At 64.9% G+C, this 15,169-nt stretch carries 31 protein-coding genes; 23 read left to right on the top strand and 8 right to left on the bottom strand.

Going from position 1 to position 15,169, the window contains the following annotated elements; all coding sequences use genetic code 11:
• Window positions 1-21 precede the first annotated feature (21 nt).
• The 8 genes from L8G49_RS06040 to L8G49_RS06075 form a co-directional block, all read right to left on the bottom strand.
• Window positions 22-348, bottom strand: coding sequence for a hypothetical protein (locus L8G49_RS06040; protein WP_242183262.1), 327 nt, complete (start codon window positions 346-348; stop codon window positions 22-24).
• Entirely contained in the window at window positions 348-911 is a 564-nt protein-coding gene (locus L8G49_RS06045; RefSeq protein ID WP_242183264.1) for a hypothetical protein, read from the bottom strand. Before L8G49_RS06045 ends, L8G49_RS06040 begins: the two co-directional genes overlap by 1 nt.
• A 175-nt stretch (window positions 912-1,086) precedes the next feature.
• On the bottom strand, window positions 1,087-1,920 hold the full coding sequence (locus L8G49_RS06050) for a hypothetical protein (RefSeq protein ID WP_242183266.1): 834 nt from the start codon (window positions 1,918-1,920) through the stop codon (window positions 1,087-1,089).
• Entirely contained in the window at window positions 1,920-2,075 is a 156-nt protein-coding gene (locus L8G49_RS06055) for a hypothetical protein (RefSeq protein WP_242183268.1), read from the bottom strand. The genes L8G49_RS06050 and L8G49_RS06055 overlap by 1 nt, the downstream gene beginning before the upstream one ends.
• 38 nt (window positions 2,076-2,113) lie before the next feature.
• A complete protein-coding gene (locus L8G49_RS06060) occupies window positions 2,114-2,644 on the bottom strand; it encodes a hypothetical protein (RefSeq protein ID WP_242183270.1) in 531 nt (176 codons plus the stop codon).
• Window positions 2,644-2,826, bottom strand: coding sequence for a hypothetical protein (locus L8G49_RS06065; RefSeq protein ID WP_242183272.1), 183 nt, complete (start codon window positions 2,824-2,826; stop codon window positions 2,644-2,646). The genes L8G49_RS06060 and L8G49_RS06065 overlap by 1 nt, the downstream gene beginning before the upstream one ends.
• 3 nt (window positions 2,827-2,829) lie before the next feature.
• A complete protein-coding gene (locus L8G49_RS06070) occupies window positions 2,830-2,970 on the bottom strand; it encodes a hypothetical protein (RefSeq protein WP_242183274.1) in 141 nt (46 codons plus the stop codon).
• Window positions 2,967-3,182: a YdaS family helix-turn-helix protein gene (locus L8G49_RS06075; protein ID WP_242183276.1), complete on the bottom strand. Its 216-nt coding sequence runs from the start codon at window positions 3,180-3,182 to the stop codon at window positions 2,967-2,969. The genes L8G49_RS06070 and L8G49_RS06075 overlap by 4 nt, the downstream gene beginning before the upstream one ends.
• An 85-nt stretch (window positions 3,183-3,267) precedes the next feature.
• Between L8G49_RS06075 and L8G49_RS06080 the strand changes: the two genes are divergently transcribed.
• The 23 genes from L8G49_RS06080 to L8G49_RS06190 all read left to right on the top strand — a co-directional run bounded on the left by L8G49_RS06080 (window position 3,268) and on the right by L8G49_RS06190 (window position 15,006).
• A complete protein-coding gene (locus L8G49_RS06080) occupies window positions 3,268-3,930 on the top strand; it encodes a helix-turn-helix transcriptional regulator (RefSeq protein WP_242183278.1) in 663 nt (220 codons plus the stop codon).
• A 489-nt stretch (window positions 3,931-4,419) separates the two neighbouring features.
• Window positions 4,420-4,656, top strand: coding sequence for a hypothetical protein (locus L8G49_RS06085; protein WP_242183280.1), 237 nt, complete (start codon window positions 4,420-4,422; stop codon window positions 4,654-4,656).
• Complete coding sequence (locus L8G49_RS06090; RefSeq protein WP_242183282.1) at window positions 4,653-4,841, top strand: hypothetical protein; 189 nt, start codon at window positions 4,653-4,655, stop codon at window positions 4,839-4,841. Before L8G49_RS06085 ends, L8G49_RS06090 begins: the two co-directional genes overlap by 4 nt.
• Window positions 4,841-5,206, top strand: a complete 366-nt coding sequence (locus tag L8G49_RS06095) for a hypothetical protein (RefSeq protein WP_242183284.1) — start codon at window positions 4,841-4,843, stop codon at window positions 5,204-5,206. Before L8G49_RS06090 ends, L8G49_RS06095 begins: the two co-directional genes overlap by 1 nt.
• Complete coding sequence (locus L8G49_RS06100; protein ID WP_242183286.1) at window positions 5,203-5,637, top strand: hypothetical protein; 435 nt, start codon at window positions 5,203-5,205, stop codon at window positions 5,635-5,637. Before L8G49_RS06095 ends, L8G49_RS06100 begins: the two co-directional genes overlap by 4 nt.
• Window positions 5,637-6,002, top strand: a complete 366-nt coding sequence (locus tag L8G49_RS06105; RefSeq protein WP_242183288.1) for a hypothetical protein — start codon at window positions 5,637-5,639, stop codon at window positions 6,000-6,002. The genes L8G49_RS06100 and L8G49_RS06105 overlap by 1 nt, the downstream gene beginning before the upstream one ends.
• On the top strand, window positions 6,002-6,205 hold the full coding sequence (locus L8G49_RS06110) for a hypothetical protein (protein ID WP_242183290.1): 204 nt from the start codon (window positions 6,002-6,004) through the stop codon (window positions 6,203-6,205). The genes L8G49_RS06105 and L8G49_RS06110 overlap by 1 nt, the downstream gene beginning before the upstream one ends.
• Entirely contained in the window at window positions 6,202-6,372 is a 171-nt protein-coding gene (locus tag L8G49_RS06115; protein ID WP_242183291.1) for a hypothetical protein, read from the top strand. Before L8G49_RS06110 ends, L8G49_RS06115 begins: the two co-directional genes overlap by 4 nt.
• Complete coding sequence (locus tag L8G49_RS06120) at window positions 6,365-7,483, top strand: phage Gp37/Gp68 family protein (protein ID WP_242183293.1); 1,119 nt, start codon at window positions 6,365-6,367, stop codon at window positions 7,481-7,483. The genes L8G49_RS06115 and L8G49_RS06120 overlap by 8 nt, the downstream gene beginning before the upstream one ends.
• A gap of 255 nt (window positions 7,484-7,738) precedes the next feature.
• On the top strand, window positions 7,739-8,140 hold the full coding sequence (locus L8G49_RS06125; protein ID WP_242183296.1) for a hypothetical protein: 402 nt from the start codon (window positions 7,739-7,741) through the stop codon (window positions 8,138-8,140).
• Complete coding sequence (locus L8G49_RS06130; RefSeq protein WP_242183298.1) at window positions 8,137-8,613, top strand: hypothetical protein; 477 nt, start codon at window positions 8,137-8,139, stop codon at window positions 8,611-8,613. Before L8G49_RS06125 ends, L8G49_RS06130 begins: the two co-directional genes overlap by 4 nt.
• The gene (locus L8G49_RS06135) at window positions 8,610-8,897 is read left to right on the top strand and encodes a hypothetical protein (protein WP_242183300.1); all 288 of its coding nucleotides are present in this window, start codon (window positions 8,610-8,612) and stop codon (window positions 8,895-8,897) included. Before L8G49_RS06130 ends, L8G49_RS06135 begins: the two co-directional genes overlap by 4 nt.
• Window positions 8,894-9,373 (top strand): hypothetical protein, encoded by a 480-nt coding sequence (locus tag L8G49_RS06140; protein WP_242183302.1) that lies wholly within the window; start codon window positions 8,894-8,896, stop codon window positions 9,371-9,373. The genes L8G49_RS06135 and L8G49_RS06140 overlap by 4 nt, the downstream gene beginning before the upstream one ends.
• The gene (locus L8G49_RS06145) at window positions 9,370-9,588 is read left to right on the top strand and encodes a hypothetical protein (RefSeq protein WP_242183304.1); all 219 of its coding nucleotides are present in this window, start codon (window positions 9,370-9,372) and stop codon (window positions 9,586-9,588) included. The genes L8G49_RS06140 and L8G49_RS06145 overlap by 4 nt, the downstream gene beginning before the upstream one ends.
• A gap of 5 nt (window positions 9,589-9,593) precedes the next feature.
• Window positions 9,594-9,935: a hypothetical protein gene (locus L8G49_RS06150; protein WP_242183306.1), complete on the top strand. Its 342-nt coding sequence runs from the start codon at window positions 9,594-9,596 to the stop codon at window positions 9,933-9,935.
• The gene (locus L8G49_RS06155; RefSeq protein WP_242183308.1) at window positions 9,932-10,600 is read left to right on the top strand and encodes a hypothetical protein; all 669 of its coding nucleotides are present in this window, start codon (window positions 9,932-9,934) and stop codon (window positions 10,598-10,600) included. Before L8G49_RS06150 ends, L8G49_RS06155 begins: the two co-directional genes overlap by 4 nt.
• A gap of 38 nt (window positions 10,601-10,638) precedes the next feature.
• Window positions 10,639-12,741 (top strand): DNA cytosine methyltransferase, encoded by a 2,103-nt coding sequence (locus L8G49_RS06160; protein ID WP_242183310.1) that lies wholly within the window; start codon window positions 10,639-10,641, stop codon window positions 12,739-12,741.
• On the top strand, window positions 12,738-13,403 hold the full coding sequence (locus L8G49_RS06165; protein WP_242183311.1) for a YuiA family protein: 666 nt from the start codon (window positions 12,738-12,740) through the stop codon (window positions 13,401-13,403). Before L8G49_RS06160 ends, L8G49_RS06165 begins: the two co-directional genes overlap by 4 nt.
• Window positions 13,400-13,693 (top strand): hypothetical protein, encoded by a 294-nt coding sequence (locus L8G49_RS06170; protein WP_242183314.1) that lies wholly within the window; start codon window positions 13,400-13,402, stop codon window positions 13,691-13,693. Before L8G49_RS06165 ends, L8G49_RS06170 begins: the two co-directional genes overlap by 4 nt.
• Window positions 13,690-13,953 (top strand): hypothetical protein, encoded by a 264-nt coding sequence (locus L8G49_RS06175; RefSeq protein ID WP_242183317.1) that lies wholly within the window; start codon window positions 13,690-13,692, stop codon window positions 13,951-13,953. Before L8G49_RS06170 ends, L8G49_RS06175 begins: the two co-directional genes overlap by 4 nt.
• Window positions 13,950-14,228: a hypothetical protein gene (locus tag L8G49_RS06180; protein WP_242183319.1), complete on the top strand. Its 279-nt coding sequence runs from the start codon at window positions 13,950-13,952 to the stop codon at window positions 14,226-14,228. The genes L8G49_RS06175 and L8G49_RS06180 overlap by 4 nt, the downstream gene beginning before the upstream one ends.
• Entirely contained in the window at window positions 14,225-14,752 is a 528-nt protein-coding gene (locus L8G49_RS06185; RefSeq protein WP_242183321.1) for a DUF1643 domain-containing protein, read from the top strand. Before L8G49_RS06180 ends, L8G49_RS06185 begins: the two co-directional genes overlap by 4 nt.
• Window positions 14,749-15,006: an AlpA family transcriptional regulator gene (locus tag L8G49_RS06190; protein WP_242183323.1), complete on the top strand. Its 258-nt coding sequence runs from the start codon at window positions 14,749-14,751 to the stop codon at window positions 15,004-15,006. Before L8G49_RS06185 ends, L8G49_RS06190 begins: the two co-directional genes overlap by 4 nt.
• Window positions 15,007-15,169 lie beyond the last annotated feature (163 nt).

The following is a 15,169-nucleotide window of genomic DNA, read 5'->3' on the forward strand; positions in this document are numbered from 1 at the left end:
CGCCGTGGAGGACGGTAGCCGTCATGCTGTCCACTCCCCGCCGAGACGGCGGCATTCGATCGTGTCGAAGGCGCGGTCACCGGCAGCGGCACACATGCCCTTCGACCAGCCGAGATCGACGTAGAAGATCTGGGCGTCGGCCACTGACTTCCAAGCCAGCCCGGCGGATATGCCGAGTGCCCGCTCGTCCGGGTTCGCATCGTCGAGGACGCCGGGCTGCGTGTAGAGCAGGTGGCTCGCAATCGGGGCCTCTCCGCGCGCCAGGCTGTCCGCCAAGCAGGCGCGAGCGTACGCCACGTTCCGCTCGACGTCGCCCGCATAGGGGCTTTCGAGAATGACCCTGCGCATCAGTATGCCTGCGCCCGCTCGCGCTCGGCGCGGATGCGCTGGGCATCAGTGAAGTTGGCCAGGACGCGCGCCGTGTGTGCGGCGGTGCCCGGGATCTCCGGCTCGAGCGCCGCGCGCGCCACGTCCTTCGGCGTGCCCTTGCGCGTCAACTCGCGGTAGGTTTCGATCAGATGATCCGGCAGCCAGGGCATAGCCTTACGAGCGATCGACCGCGCGCGCTTTGCGATGGCCTCAGGCTCGCAACGCTTCGCCAGTGCCTTGGCCTGAGCCTCGGGCGTGTGAAGACGCTCGGCAACCACCTTGCGGGCATGCGCGCGACGGCGCTCGATGGCGTCCTCGGACAGGTTGGCGATCGCGGTGGCCAAGCGATCGCGCTGGGCTTCCTTCACACCCGGCTGTGCGTGATAGGCGATGCGCGCAGCTGCCCGCCGCGCGACGATCTCGGGGTCGTCATGTAGACGTTTGGTCGAACAGGGACGGCAGCGGCCCTTCGAGGTGCGGCTGATCGTCGTGGTGCAACCTTCGGCGATGCAGACGCGCGCGGGGGCAGTGGGCACGTTCACCGGCGCTTCCCATCACGGCACGGGGCGCAGCGCCCGCCGACCAGGCGAGGGCTGTCCTCATAGCACTGCTCGCACTCACCGGGGACGCCGATTGGGACGGGCTGGCGCGCGGCGCGGATGCTGCGCTCGAGGTGAAGGTCGCTGATCTCAACGGCCATATCGATGTGGTCGGGCATTATGCTGCGCCTCCTGAGCGCTCGTGGTCGTAGGCGGCGAGGCCGAGGGCCATCATCCGATGGGCGAAGTCGACGACCGGGGCTTTCTCGCGCAGCGCCGCCGCAGTCACCGCCGCGGGGACGCGGGGCTTCCGGTCGAGGCAGCTGATCAGCGTGGCCCGCGCGAACGCCGCTGCCGACGATCCCGCGCCGTTGGCCAGCGCAGTGAGCTTGTCGAACTGGTCGTGCGGGAAGTGGATGTTGAGCTGCCGGCGCGTGTCGCGCGGCGCGATCGCTGTTTCGTGCCGCGTCGGCGCGCGACCCGGGGCCGTAGGCAGGCGCTCGATCTGAAGTTGCGTCTGCTGTTCAGGCGGGACGGGCGCGACCTCAAGCTGCTCGACGACAACGGGTGTTTCGGGCGGGGGGACCGGCACGACCTCGACGGCAACTGGATCGGACACCGGCGCGGGGATTACCGCGGCCGCGGGTTCGGCCACGGCCGCCTTGCCGCGCGCGACGATCGCGCGGATGCGAGCGGCCGTCGTGTCGATCTGCACCTTCTCGTCATCGGCGCGCTTGCCGCCAATTCGAGCAACGACCGCCGGGGTCGGGCGGGGCGCAGCCTCGAAAGAGCGAGCATTCCGCCCCATGGTGATCGTGCGAGAGGGACCGAAGCCCTTGATCGTGATCTCGCCTGCGTCGGCTAGGTCCGCCAAAAGCGAGCGCGCCGATTCAACGCCGGGAAGGTTGAAGCGATCGACGATCTGCGCATCAGTCGGCAGCGCGCTGCGCAGAGCGATGCTGTTGCCGATCCAGTCGAGCATCTGCTGCTGAATGATCCGAGCATGCGCCATTACGCTGCCTCCGCCCAGACCTGGAGGCGCTCGTTCCAGCCGGCGATCGCCTTGTTCGCAACAGGCAGCAGCCTGAACGATGCCGGTCGAGCCAGGCGCGCTTTGTCGTTCACGGAAGCGACCATCGTCGCCACCGCAGGGGTGGTGTTCGGCATTGTCGTTTACTCCCTGCCGGTAGCGCCGGCGTTGATCCTCAGTTCTGAATTGAGCGCAGTCCCGTCTCTGCGCGTATGTCGGTGATTTCCTTGATCCACTGCGCCGTGAGCGCGTGCACTCGGCGGATATTCGGTTCCATCCGCAGCAGTTCCCGGTGAGTCTTGACCTTGCCACCCTCGCTGCCTGGGGCCTCCGCTTCGGCGACAAGCGCAAGAAGGGTGGCGATCGGCAAAGTACCATTTCCGTCTGTCGCGGTGTCGCCGCTTTTCCGGACGAGCTCGAACCCATACAGGTCTGCAATATCGTCCAGCGCGTGCGGACATGCCGCAGTGGCATCCCACAAACGCTTCGGGCCGGGCACAGCACCGCGCAGCTGGATGTTCTCCAAGCCCTTGCTCGAGAGGTCCATCGCGCCGGCAAGCGAACGCTTCTTTGCCGCCGTGTTCGAACAACGCGCCAAGCCGCTCAACATCGCTGCGCGGAACTCGGCTTCGTTAACGTCCCGATTTCCCGGAACGACGCTGCTGCACTGCGGCGCTACCTCAGCATCATGGAAACGATCACTCATCACTTGGTCCCTGTCTCGTGAACGCGCTGAGTATCACTGACGATGCCCGCGTATTCAGCGTCGGAATGGTTGCAGACGCCCTGACGGCAGACTGCGCAGCGGGTACCGCTGACGGCGTTGAGCTTACCGATCAGCGGATCGATCCACTTGGCCGCTTCAGCTTCGTCATGAGCGTGCGTCATAGCTTACCGGTCTCCGGCGCGACGATTGTGACGCACCGGCCCCGAGGATTTCTCTGCCGTAACCTTGCGCAAAGCGGGGCCAATCAACAGACCCAGCCCAACGGATACCACCGACCAGAATGCGATCGCGTCGACGATGTTCATGCTGCTGCCCTTTCGATGGGGTACAAGTCGGGGCGGAGCTCGTGGCGCGAAACGCCTGTTGCGGTCTCAACAGCCAGCACGAATTCGGCAGGTACCCGGCGAGATCTGTGGACCCAGTGCCAAACCGAAGGTTGGGATACCCCGACGGCGCGGGACAGTGCCGCTTGGCCGCCGATGGCGCTAAGGGCTCGGGTAAGAGGCGTCTGATCCATGACGACTATGTATAGGACAGCCTATAGGTCGGTCAATAGGCTATCGTTAGTTTCTTCCGATAGGTCATTCTATAGAAGCGACAGCATGACCTTAGGCGAACGAATGGCATCCCGAATGGGCGAACGAGGCATCAGCCAAGCTGCGCTCGCTCGCGCTGTCGGCGTCTCTCAACCGACAATTTCCGCAATCTTCAACGGGGACACGCAGCGGTCGAAGCACCTCCGGCAAATCGCGATCGAGCTCGATACAACCGAAGCTTGGCTTTTAGGTGAGACGGACGATCCCGACGCCGGCGCCCTGGGCGCTATCGATCGCGCAGGCATGGCGGAGAAGTTGGGACTATGGCTTGTTCCCGACATGGAAATCAGCCTCGCCATGGGAAGCGGCTCGTTCCTCGACGTCTTCGAGCGACGCGGCGACCGTGCATTTGACCGAGAATGGCTTCGGTCGGTGTCCGGAGGAAACCTTGAGAAGCTGTTCGTCGCTCAAGGCGATGGTGACAGCATGGAACCAACGCTGCGAGATGGGGATGTAGTTTTAATCGATGGATCTCAAAGAGTAATAGACAAGCCGGAGCGAGTTTGGGCAGTGTCGTACGGCGGCCTTGGTATGATCAAGCGCGTTCGCAGGCTGCCGGACGGATCGCACGAGCTTATGAGCGACAACCCATCGGTGAGGACGATACGCGCCACTGACGGCGAAATGCATATTTTAGGAAGAGTGATCTGGATCGGCCGTCGAATATAGCAGACTTCTCTCTTGCGGTGGTGGGGGCGGCGTATCCAAACGCTGACGGAACGAACCGCCAGTTCGAGATCAAACTCTGCGTTCCGGGCGAGGAGGTGACGCTCGTCCCGGAGCCAAAGAATGCGTACGACGAGCACGCTATAGCGGTGGTGAGTGTACGTAATACGCAGATCGGCTACGTCTCGTCCGAGCGAGCGACATATGTCGGCGCTTTACGGCGAGCAGGTCATAGCCTCATCGCCATATTCCAAGAGGAGACGAACTGGGGTGCTGCCATCCGAGTCGGCGTCGGCGCGCCGCCCGCGTTGCCCACACCTTGGCAAGCCGACTTAAATAGCGCGTGCGATATAGGACAGGATGACTTTTATCCGGATTACATACCGCCTGACGACTAACGCTAGCTGATAATTCTATAGCCAAGCCTATTGACCGCCTATAGCCAAGGCTATAGAACGAGCCATCAGCCCATGACGGGCGATGGAGATCGACGTGGCATCGCTACCACCCGAAATTACTGAGAACACGCCGCAGCCGATCGCATGGGCGGGGGGCGATTGCCCACTCCCGCCGCAGACGCTGGTGCAGATCCAGTGCGTCTTCGAAGCCGAGTTCGATCACACCCAACCGCCGCGTAGGGCGAGCGCGTGGTATCGTCGCTGGAACCGCGACCACGGCGATGAATGCGGGATCACGCACTATGTGATCGTCGACGGGGGCGCGGCATGAATGCGCCGCAGAACCGCCAGCAGTTCCTGCGCTCGATCGAGAACATGGACGCGCTGAATCGGCAGGCGGCGCGCGCCCGCGCCGCCGCCGAACAGCCGGAGCCGCTTTGGATGTCCGCAGCGCTGACCCTCGGCATCGGTCTCGTCGTCGTCTGCCTCGTCGTGGCACGGGCGTGGCTCGGCTGATGCGCGTCGATATCCGCCCACGGAAGCAGAACAGCGGGAAGGCCGACGCCGACCGCCGATTCCCGACGCACCTCGCCTGGTTGCGCAAGCGGCCGTGCCTGCTCACGGGCCGGGCGGGGCACGTCTGCACTGGCGTGATGGAGGCATCTCACTCCGATGCCGACGGCATGAAAGGCGTTTCGCTCAAGTCGCCGGACTATCACGCCGTGCCGCTCTGCTCGGGCGCGCACCAGGAGAAAGACACGATCGGGCTGCGCACCTGGCAGGCGAAATATGGCGTCGACCATTTCGAGGCGGGCAGGGCGTACGGCAAGGCATCGCCGCACCGCGCGCGCTGGGCGCATGTCGCGGGGGCGCCGCGGTGACGCGCGACCCCGAACTCGACCAGGCGATCGCCGAGCTTCGTCCGGTCTATGCCAAGCTGCGGGCAGAGCGTGCCAAGTTGCGTTACGAAAAGGTTCGCAACAACCTCAACGTCGAAGCTGCGGTCAAAGCGTATGTCCGCGAGTTGGCATCCGAGATCTCACTGCGCGCCGACCGGATCCGGCTGGAATACGATGCCTTCCTTGCGATCCTTGCCGCCGACGCGGATGAGATCAAGCGTTCAAGGGTCAATCGCAAGCCCAGCGCTAAGCAGATGGCCGTGGCGCTTCAGGCGCGTTCCAAGGGGTGTGCTGATCACCTCGTGACGACCGAGGCGGCGCTGATCCGCGCGCAATCGGATTTCGAGAAAGCCAAACGGCGTGATGCCGCAGCGCGCGCCGCATGTCGCGCTTACACGGGATATTCGAACTGATGGAACACCCCCGCCAATTCGTCGGGCGTCAGCCCGAGATCAAGCTCGTCACCCCTTCGAAGCCGAACCCCTGGTATGGCTCGTTCGAGGAGGGGAAGCCGTTCACCCATCAGCAGGTCGCCGCCATGATTACCGCTGGCATCACGCCGGTCGGCTGCGAAGCGATCGAGGTCAAGCGCAACGCGACCAACGGGGAATACTGGTGGCCGCTCCGCTCGCCGCCCCCTTACTTCGCGTTCCAGTGCCCTGTGATCGGCCGAATGGCCGACGGGCGCATCAAGATCATCTCCCCGTCGGGTCTCCCCCAGATCGTCCGCAGCGACGGATGGGTCGGCGCGCCCGGCAAGCCGCGGAAGGATTACTGATGTCCAGCCAATACCGAAACGTCGAGGTGGCGCCGGTCCACTTTGTACCGTTGCGCCTGCTGCGCCGCGTGCCGGCGCGCGAAGGGAAGGTGCTGTGCGCCCACCGTACGCGCGCGCCGGTCGAGGTTGACCAGGCCAAGTGGGATGCCGCGCTGCCGCACCTGCCCACAGTCGGTCCAGTTCGCATGCGCGGTGCCCTGTGAGCGCGTCTTACATGCCGCCGGCCGGGAAGCGCTTCGTCCACAACGATCGGGTGCATACCGCGCGCGTCCTCGAGGCACGCGATCGCCTGGACCGCATTGATCCGCTGTGGATCCGAAAACGTCTCGACCAGCTGCGCGCCGCGCGCGGGGCAGTGCGACATGGCTGACGGCACCAAAATCGAATGGACCGACGCGACGCTGAACGTCGTCAACGGGTGCAGCGTGATCTCGCCCGGCTGCGCGAATTGCTTCGCCATGCGCGCGGGCGGTCGGAACTTGCCGGGGCACCCGTCAACCGGTCTGACCGTGCCGAGCAAGGCCGGGCACGTCTGGACCGGCAATGTCCGGCTCAACGAGCGCGCGCTGGTGCTACCGCTGCACTGGCGCCGCGCGCGGACCATCTTCTGGAACGCGCACGGCGACCTGTTCCACGGGAACGTCCCTGATGCATGGATCGACCGGTGCTTCGCCATCATGGCGCTGACGCCTCATCACACGCACCAGGTGCTGACCAAGCGGTCGGCGCGCATGCAGTCCTATTGTGCCAATCCGTGGACGCCGCAGCGAATCGCGCGGGTGATCTTGGACGAGTCGCATTTGTGGGGTGTGTCCGGCGCCGCCCAGCTCGCGCCACTCGGTGATCGCGCGCGGGAGGAGGATCCCTCGTTCGTCCGCTGGCCGCTGGAGAACGTGTGGATGGGCGTGTCGGTCGAGGACCAGAAGCGCGCAGATGAGCGCATCCCCGATCTGCTCGCCACCCCCGCCGCGGTGCGGTTCCTGTCATGTGAGCCGCTGCTCGGGCCGGTCGATCTGACCGAAGTTTGCGACGGCGCAACTGCGCTGGATCCGGAATGCTGGGGAGATTGCGCTTGCGGCTCGCTCTACGGGTTTGACGCGGGCTGCCGACGTAATGGCGGAGACGGGGCGCTGACCCGCAAGATCGACTGGGTGATCGTGGGCGGCGAGAGCGGCCCCGGGGCGCGCCCGATGCATCCGGACTGGGCACGTGGGCTGCGCGATCAGTGCGCCGCTGCAGGTGTCCCGTTCCTCATGAAGCAGTGGGGAGACTGGGAACTAGCGCTCGATCGCGAGCGGGACGATCCTGATTGGCGCGCCGACTATACGAACGATTACGTTGATCGCGGCAAGTCGAAGTGGCTGAACCTTGAGGGCGGATGTGGCTTCCACGGCAAGCGCTTCGTCGTGATGCGCTCGGTCGGCAAGCGCGCCGCCGGGCGGTTGCTCGATGGCGTCCAGCATGACGGGATGCCGAAGTGATCTGCGGTGTTTCAGGCTGGTCGGATATCCCATTCCTTCGCCAGGGCACGAATGTCGCTTTCCTTGATCAGCGGGCGGCCGAGCGTCACGATCGAGTAGCGCCAGAGATCGTCTACGTCATTCATGGCGACCTGGAGCAAGTCCCGGAGCGAACCTTCCTGAATAGGTCCCCCTGTTTGCGTCTGCTGACCGGGAAACCCGGAAAGTCGAAACAGCTTCGCTGGTGTTCCGCGCTCGAGTTCAGGCTCCGCCGTCATGACTGATCGTCCCATTATCGTCTCGTTGCACATCGTGCGCTCAGATCCCGCTGCACGCCAGCTGCATATTTTGCAGCACGCCCTCGGAGTCGACCATTACGGACAGGGCGAGCAACATCGCTCGCACTTCGTCACCGGTGCCGGGAGCGACGACTACCCGGATTGTATTGCGCTGGTCGAGGCTGGGCTGATGTGGCGCAAGGATGGCGCAACCCTGATGTTCGGGGGCGACGACTTCTTCCGCGTCACCGACGAGGGCCGCGCGTTCGTCGTCGCTAACAGCCCGCCGCCCCCCAAGCTGACGCGAAGCCAGCGGCGCTATCAGGCCTGGCTCGACGCCGACTGCAACCTCTCTTTTATCGATTACTGCCGGCGTGCCGGCGCGGGAGCATTGGCATGAGCATCGGATACGCCACCGCCGCCGATATGGCGGAATGGGCACAGGACGTCATGGTCCGCGCGCCCGACTTCATCATCGGCGAGGCCGCCGCGCCGTATCTCCGCCGCTGGTGGGTCGTGCCGCGCAATGAGGGTGCGAACGTCTACCTGCACGAGATCCTGCGGAGCGACGACGACCGTGCGCTGCACGACCACCCGTGGCCGAACACGTCGATGCTGCTCTCGGGCCGCTACGTCGAGCACACTCCAGAGGGTTCGTTCATGCGCGAGGCCGGGTGGATCGGCAGCCGCGGTGCCGACGCGCTGCACCGCTTGGAGATCCTGCCGGGCGAGCGCGCCGTGTCGCTGTTCATGACCGGGCCCAAGGTCCGCGAGTGGGGCTTCGCCTGTCCGAAGGGCTGGGTGCATTGGCGCGACTTCACGGGTGGGGAGAACGGCGAGCTCGTCGGGCGCGGATGCGGTGAGTTCGCATGAAGACGCTCTACCAGTCGGGGTATAGACCCGCTTTCCTTCCCGCGCGGTTCGAAGCGACAAGCATCGCGATCTTGGGAGAAGGTCAGGCAGCTGAGGTCATGCGCCGCAAGGGCGCGCCCGAAGATATCGGTGACCCGGTCGACGCGATCGCCTTCTTCGACGACGACACGGGCAAGCTTGTCGCGCTGGTCTGCGATTACGCCAACGGTCGCCGCGCCGAGTATCGCCGAACCCGCCCTGGCGAGCGGATGCAGTTCACCACGCCCACGGGCGACTTCGCATGACGCGCTACGCCGCCTCGACCGAGGTCACCAGCGCGCGGTCGCGTGACGAGATCGAGCGCACGCTGATCCGCTACGGTGCCGACCAGTTCATGTACGGCTGGCAGGGTGACGCCGCGGTCGTTGGCTTCCGCATGGACGGTCGCCAGATCAAGTTCGTCCTGCCGCTGCCGGCGCGCAACGACCACGCTTTCACGCACCATAGCCGCGGCGTTCGCACCGCCGATGCCGCCGCCAAGGAATTCGACCAGGCGGTGCGGCAGCGCTGGCGGGCCCTCGCGCTTGTCATCAAGGCGAAACTTGAGGCGGTCGAGAGCGGCATCGCGCTGTTCGAAGACGAGTTCATGGCCAACATCGTGCTGCCCGACGGAAAGTCGGTCGGCGACTGGATGCGTCCGCAAATCGCCGAGGCGTATCGGGTCGGCACCATGCCCGCGATGCTGCCGATGCTGCCAGCACCGAAAGGAACCGCGGAATGAATCGCGACACCCTCAACACCGCGATCAAGGAGGCCGAACGCTTCCTTGCCCGCGCGAAGGCCGTACCCGGTCCGGTCGAGCGCGCGCCGGCAGAATGGGCGAAAGACGGCAAAGCTTGGATAGACGACAGCATTCCGCCGAAAGACAGTGGCGCGGTCCGCCGCGCAAGCATGGACCTGACACGGGCGCTCGCCGATCTGCGGAAGCAGTCATGACGGACGTGTCGACGATCGATTTCGCCGCTGCCGCTGCGGTGATCAAGCGTCTCGCCGAGGTTTCGGAAGCCTTGGGGCAGGCCGCAGGCGTCGGCGCGATGGAGACGGCCGGAAGCTTCGTCTCCTACCTCGCCGAGCATCCGGAGGACATCGAGCCGCTGCTGCGGTTCGGCGCGTCCGAACTGCCGAAAGACTGGATCCACTACGGCTGCCTGACCTGGATGGGTGCCGACGGCAAGCTCCACCATCCTGAGGTTGTCCGGCTCATCGTCGGTGCGCCCGCCACCCCTGTCTATTTCCGGCATGCCCCGCGTGCCGCTGAACCCCATCGAGGAGACGTAAATTGACCGACCTCACCAGCCTCATCAGCAGCGCCGTATCGGCGAAGATGACCCCCGAATTCGTCGAGAAAGAGGTGAATACCCGCGTTGAGAAGCTCATTGTCGAGAGCATCGATCGCGCCCTGCGGAGCTACAGCGACACCGGAAAGCTGATCGAGAAGGCGATCGACGATGCCTTGCGGGTCGAGCGGCTCGATCTGCCTTCCTACGGCAACGTGGTCGCGGGCATCCTCAAGGCCCAGATCGAGGCAAAGGTCGCCCCACTTGTCGCCGGTCAGCTCGCCGCCGACATGGACGAGCTGCTGAACCTCGCGCCGAAGGAGATCAAGCTCTCCGAGATCGCCGCCGACATGTGCAAAAGGCATGAGGGCGACGGATACGGCGAAGTGATCACCGTCATCGTCGAGCATAGTGATTATGGCACCGCTACCGTCTATCTCGACGAGGAACAGGTGCTTGCCGAACACGACAGGCGGCGCAGCGAAGTCCAGTTGCATATCGGGAAAGACGGCAAGCTCCTGAGCGCGACCATGCGCGGTCGCGACCTGAAGACCACCGACTATGTCGGTCGGAGTTATGGGCTCAATCAAAAGATCCGCGCCTACTTCGCGTGCGGTACCACGATCACTTTGGACGAGGCTGCCGTCAGCACCTCGGTCGGTGATTACTGATGCGGGCCCCGGCAACAGCTGCGCTCGGGGGATCCGCGATGGCTGGCCTCTTCATCGACGGTTTCGCGGGCGGAGGCGGCGCAAGCACTGGCATCGCCCAGGCGATCGGCCGCGAGGTCGACATCGCCATCAATCACAGCCCCAGCGCGATCGCGATCCATAAGGCGAACCATCCGACCACCGAGCATCACTGCCAGGACATCCGCGCCGTCTGGCCTCGGCAGGCCACGCGGCTGCGGCCGGTCGCAGGGGCGTGGTTCTCACCTGACTGCAAGGAATATTCGAAGGCCAAGGGCGCGCCGGTCAAGAACCGCCATATCCGCGCCTTGGCGGGGGAGATCGTCGGCTGGCTCAAGGACGTGCGGCCGACCGTCGCCTATGTCGAGAACGTCGAGGAGTTCGAATACGCAGCTCCGCTCGACGCCCACGGCGTGCCGCTGCCTGACGCCAAGGGCAAGGAGTTCAAGAAGCTCGTCCGCAGCTGGCGCGCTGAGGGCTACAAGGTCGAGTGGAAGGTGCTGCGCGCCTGTGATTACGGCACGCCCACCAGCCGGAAGCGCCTCTACATCGTCATGCGATGCGATGGGCTGCCGATCGTGTGGCCGAAGCCGACCCATGGCGCGCCGGGCTCGCCAGGCGTGCGCAGCGGGAAGCTGCTGCCGTATTTGACCGCCGCCAGCTGCATCGACTGGTCGATCCCGTGCCCGTCGATCTTCGGCCGGTCTCGCGAGCTTGCCGAGGCGACCAAGCGCAGGATCGCCGCCGGCGTGGTTCGCTACGTCCTGCAGCGCCGCCCGTTCATCGTCGATGGCAAGATCGCGCCGCACGTCACCAAGTTCCACAGCGGGAGCGTGGGGTCGCCGATCGACAAGGAAATGCCCACCGTCACCAGCAACGGCAATCCGGCGCGGCCCGCGGGCGCTATGCCGCTCGGTCTCGTCGGTGCGCACCTGGAGAAGTTCAGCGAGAACAGCCGCGGCAAGTCGCCCGCCGATCCGCTCGATACGGTTATGGCCGGGGCGACGCGACACGGGACCGTCGAGACCATGCTCGCGCCTTTCGTGACACCGGTCACGCACCAGGGCGGGATTCGCGTTCATGATATTGAGGAACCCCTCCGGACGGTAACGGGTGCTCACCGCGGCGAGCTTGCTTATACCGAGGCTTCTCTCGCCCCCTTCATCAGCTACGGCCAGCATGGCGGCCTCAACCGCTCCGTTGAGGATCCGCATCATACGATCGCGGCGTCGAAGAAGGACACGAACGGCGTCATCGCCTGCACGATGGTGCAAACAGGGTACGGCGAGCGGGAAGGGCAGGCGCCGCGCGCGCTCGACATCGACAAGCCGCTCGGTACCGTCGTGGCGGAGGGCAACAAGCATGCTCCTGTCGCGGTCTTCCTGTCCAAGTTCGCAACCGGCAACGATGCAACCAGCCTCGACGAGCCGACCCAGACGATCGAGGGCAAGTCGAAACATGCCGAGGTCGCAGCGTTCCTGTCGACGTTCAACGGCAGCAACACGACTGGCGGGGGTGGGGACGCCGAGGAGCCGCTCAAGACGGCGCGTGCGGGCGGGCAGCATCATTCCGCCGTTGTTGCCCATATCGAACAGGCCAATGGCGGCCCCTGCAACGTCAACAGCGCGGGACGCGCCGCCGACCGACCTGTGTCAACCGTCACCACCACCGGGGCGCAGCAGCGCATCGTGGAAACAACCCTGATCGAAGAGGACGCGCTTCCGCCCGAGCTGCTCGAGCGCGCCGTGACAACCGCGGCGTTCCTTGTGAAATACTACGGAGGGGGTGGCCAGCACCAGGCTGTCGACCGGCCCCTCGATGTGGTGACCACCAAGGCGCGCTATGCCGTCGTCACCGTGACGATCGATGCCGTAACCTACGTCATCGTCGATATCGGTCTGCGCATGCTCAAGCCGCGCGAGCTCGCCCGCGCACAGGGGTTCCCCGAGGGATACGTCCTCGACCCGATCGTTCGGAAGTTCGTCCGCGGCAAGTGGGTCGAGCAGCGCCTCACCATCGCAGAGCAGATCAGCGCGATCGGCAACAGCGTGTGCCCGCCGATGGCCCGCGCCCTGGTCGCGGCCAACCAACCCGGGATCGTAGATTTGAGGATGGCAGCATGAACGACACCCCCACCGCCGCGCCGATGCGCGAGGAAAACTGCACGTATTGCAAGGGATACGGCTACGTCATCATGGCACCGTCCACCACCTCTATGGGCGGCAAGGAAGCTTGCCCGCAATGCCAAGGGGTAAAGGCCGAGCTTGTTGCTCCTGCGGCACCGATGCACAAGGAGGTTACGCAGGAAAACGCGCTTAAATGGCGTGAGCGGTGGTACGGGTCAGAGCCGCAGAAAGGTTCGGCGATCGTCGACGAGCGGGGCAATCTGATTGCATATTTCGGCGGTGATGAATCCACGCACAAGGCCACAACAGCGGTTGTTTCCGCGCACAACGCGACCCTCGCGCACACCGCCCGCCCCGACACCGGGAATGAGGATGTAGAGCGGCTCGCACAGTTTCTGCACGACGAGGGTGGGTTTGGCGATGCGATGACCGATCGCAGTTGGCCCGAACATGCCGACGACACCGGTCAGCGTGAAGGCGGCTGGGTCAAGATTGTGCCGCCCGACGTGCAAGCACAATTCCGCGACGTCGCCCGCCGCTGGCTTATGCCGCGCGCGACCGCGCCGAGCCCGCGTGGCTTCAGTCGGTTCGATCCGCCTGGATTGTGGGAGAGCGAGCCTCGGTCGACCGCGAACGATGCCGGGAAGGTGATCCGATGAGCGACATGGCGACAGCAAACCAGAGCCTGCTCGACGAGCTCAAGATGGCGTCGGCTACTGCGATCGATTTCCTTCGCGAGCTCGCAGAGCGTGCAGGTGCCGATTGCGAGGTGAGCATCGTGATCAGCCATCCGGACACTGCTGAGGATTCGTTCATCGTCGGACAACACGAAATGGACCGGCTGTTCGCTATCCTGACGCGGATCTCGACCGGTACCTCAGTCGCTAGCGATGTGAGTGCCACCTTCGTCGGCAAGGATGAGCCGGTAGTAGGAGCTGGCATCCAATGACCGCCGCAGCAAGCAAGGAACACTTGTGCTGGTCTGCCGACCGGACCGCCTACCTGCGCAACCTCGACCCGGCAGACCGTACGGCGTGGGCGGTGCTCTACCAGAGCGCGCCTGTCCGAAACGAGAGCGGCAGTACCAGCCTGAGCCTGAACTTCCCGGCCCTGATCGTCTCGGCATACGCGAACGAGCCGGAAGCGATCGCCCGCCGCGTGGTCGATATCCTGAACAAGCATTGGGACGAGGAGCCCGAGCAGCAATGAATGACGTCGTCACCACCGAGACACACGTCCGGAAGCATCGGGCGGTTGTGCCCGCGGCAGAACTCGAGCGGATCATCGCCGACGCTATTTGCAAGAAGCTCGCGCGAGGGCCAGCCAGCCCCCTTGGGCCAGGCGTATCTTTCCAAGTCCAGTTTGAAGACGAGAGCGTCGGGTCGCCGCCGTACAAAAACGGCACCAAGGCGATTGTGACGATCACCGAGGATCTCACGGTCGTCCTTCCCGGCTTCCTCACCAGGGAGGATGGGGAACGATGAAGACGCTTTCGCGCAGCGACCTTTCCGGCATCGAATGCACGGCGACCTTCTCCGACGATGAGGCCCACCGCTACAGCCTGTCGTGGATTTGGGACCGGGCGCTACCGCCACTCGTCGTTTGCATGCTGAACCCGTCGACCGCGACGCATGAGAAGCTCGACCCGACGATCGCCGGCCTCGCCAAACGCGCGCGCGCCTGGGCGTATGGCGGCGTCGTGGTCGTGAACCTCTTCGCCCTCCGCGCCACCGACCCGCGGGTGATGAAGCTGCATCCCGAACCGATCGGACCGGAGAACGATGAAGCGATCCGTCTCGCGGCGCTGACCTCGATCGAACGCAAGGTGGCGCTGGTCGCAGCTTGGGGCGCGCACGGGCGGCACCTCGACCGCGAGCGCGCCGTGTTGGGGCTACTCGCCGCCGTCGGCGCGCGCGTCACCGCCTTCCAAATCAACGCGGACGGAACGCCGAAGCACCCGCTCTACGTCGGACACGACATCATTCCCCAACCTTGGAAAGCATCATGACCACCGCAGCAATCGCAACGGACCGTCGGCAGGACCTGCCGCTCAGCAGCCGCCGGATGATCCGGCTCAAGCAGGTGATGGAGGTGGTGCCTCTCAGTCGGTCGACCATCTACGAGCGGATGGCCGAAGGCACGTTCCCGGCATCATTCAGTCTGGGGGGCGGGGTGTCAGCGTGGTATGAGCGCGACATCATCGCATGGCTCGAATCATGCCCGGAAAATAAAAAGGGGGTATCGTTGGGGGTAGCGGCGTAAGGCAGGTGGTCAGGAACCACGCAATTGCGCCATTAATGCGAGATGATGCGTCGGAAGCCCTGTCCACCATCGCTCCACGCGGGCGCGACGATCGCAAAAATCAGAAGAAGCTACCCCCGTCCGCCAAGCGCGGGCCGCGCCGGTCGTCCCTGTCGCCACGGTC

This window comes from Sphingomonas sp. CARO-RG-8B-R24-01, assembly GCF_022662295.1.
Classification (GTDB): Bacteria; Pseudomonadota; Alphaproteobacteria; order Sphingomonadales; family Sphingomonadaceae; genus Sphingomonas.

Excerpts from the sequence above, each read along its gene's own strand:
- L8G49_RS06105 (WP_242183288.1), top strand. The coding sequence starts at position 5,637 with ATGGAACACCCCCGCCAATTCGTCGGGCGTCAGCCCGAGATCAAGCTC.
- L8G49_RS06040 (WP_242183262.1), bottom strand. The coding sequence starts at position 348 with ATGCGCAGGGTCATTCTCGAAAGCCCCTATGCGGGCGACGTCGAGCGG.
- L8G49_RS06050 (WP_242183266.1), bottom strand. The coding sequence starts at position 1,920 with ATGGCGCATGCTCGGATCATTCAGCAGCAGATGCTCGACTGGATCGGC.
- L8G49_RS06160 (WP_242183310.1), top strand. The coding sequence starts at position 10,639 with ATGGCTGGCCTCTTCATCGACGGTTTCGCGGGCGGAGGCGGCGCAAGC.
- L8G49_RS06190 (WP_242183323.1), top strand. The coding sequence starts at position 14,749 with ATGACCACCGCAGCAATCGCAACGGACCGTCGGCAGGACCTGCCGCTC.
- L8G49_RS06075 (WP_242183276.1), bottom strand. The coding sequence starts at position 3,182 with ATGGATCAGACGCCTCTTACCCGAGCCCTTAGCGCCATCGGCGGCCAA.
- L8G49_RS06140 (WP_242183302.1), top strand. The coding sequence starts at position 8,894 with ATGACGCGCTACGCCGCCTCGACCGAGGTCACCAGCGCGCGGTCGCGT.
- L8G49_RS06170 (WP_242183314.1), top strand. The coding sequence starts at position 13,400 with ATGAGCGACATGGCGACAGCAAACCAGAGCCTGCTCGACGAGCTCAAG.
- L8G49_RS06070 (WP_242183274.1), bottom strand. The coding sequence starts at position 2,970 with ATGAACATCGTCGACGCGATCGCATTCTGGTCGGTGGTATCCGTTGGG.
- L8G49_RS06180 (WP_242183319.1), top strand. The coding sequence starts at position 13,950 with ATGAATGACGTCGTCACCACCGAGACACACGTCCGGAAGCATCGGGCG.
- L8G49_RS06125 (WP_242183296.1), top strand. The coding sequence starts at position 7,739 with ATGACTGATCGTCCCATTATCGTCTCGTTGCACATCGTGCGCTCAGAT.
- L8G49_RS06090 (WP_242183282.1), top strand. The coding sequence starts at position 4,653 with ATGAATGCGCCGCAGAACCGCCAGCAGTTCCTGCGCTCGATCGAGAAC.
- L8G49_RS06165 (WP_242183311.1), top strand. The coding sequence starts at position 12,738 with ATGAACGACACCCCCACCGCCGCGCCGATGCGCGAGGAAAACTGCACG.
- L8G49_RS06055 (WP_242183268.1), bottom strand. The coding sequence starts at position 2,075 with ATGCCGAACACCACCCCTGCGGTGGCGACGATGGTCGCTTCCGTGAAC.
- L8G49_RS06080 (WP_242183278.1), top strand. The coding sequence starts at position 3,268 with ATGACCTTAGGCGAACGAATGGCATCCCGAATGGGCGAACGAGGCATC.
- L8G49_RS06175 (WP_242183317.1), top strand. The coding sequence starts at position 13,690 with ATGACCGCCGCAGCAAGCAAGGAACACTTGTGCTGGTCTGCCGACCGG.
- L8G49_RS06135 (WP_242183300.1), top strand. The coding sequence starts at position 8,610 with ATGAAGACGCTCTACCAGTCGGGGTATAGACCCGCTTTCCTTCCCGCG.
- L8G49_RS06110 (WP_242183290.1), top strand. The coding sequence starts at position 6,002 with ATGTCCAGCCAATACCGAAACGTCGAGGTGGCGCCGGTCCACTTTGTA.
- L8G49_RS06065 (WP_242183272.1), bottom strand. The coding sequence starts at position 2,826 with ATGACGCACGCTCATGACGAAGCTGAAGCGGCCAAGTGGATCGATCCG.
- L8G49_RS06120 (WP_242183293.1), top strand. The coding sequence starts at position 6,365 with ATGGCTGACGGCACCAAAATCGAATGGACCGACGCGACGCTGAACGTC.
- L8G49_RS06060 (WP_242183270.1), bottom strand. The coding sequence starts at position 2,644 with ATGAGTGATCGTTTCCATGATGCTGAGGTAGCGCCGCAGTGCAGCAGC.
- L8G49_RS06095 (WP_242183284.1), top strand. The coding sequence starts at position 4,841 with ATGCGCGTCGATATCCGCCCACGGAAGCAGAACAGCGGGAAGGCCGAC.
- L8G49_RS06130 (WP_242183298.1), top strand. The coding sequence starts at position 8,137 with ATGAGCATCGGATACGCCACCGCCGCCGATATGGCGGAATGGGCACAG.
- L8G49_RS06145 (WP_242183304.1), top strand. The coding sequence starts at position 9,370 with ATGAATCGCGACACCCTCAACACCGCGATCAAGGAGGCCGAACGCTTC.
- L8G49_RS06185 (WP_242183321.1), top strand. The coding sequence starts at position 14,225 with ATGAAGACGCTTTCGCGCAGCGACCTTTCCGGCATCGAATGCACGGCG.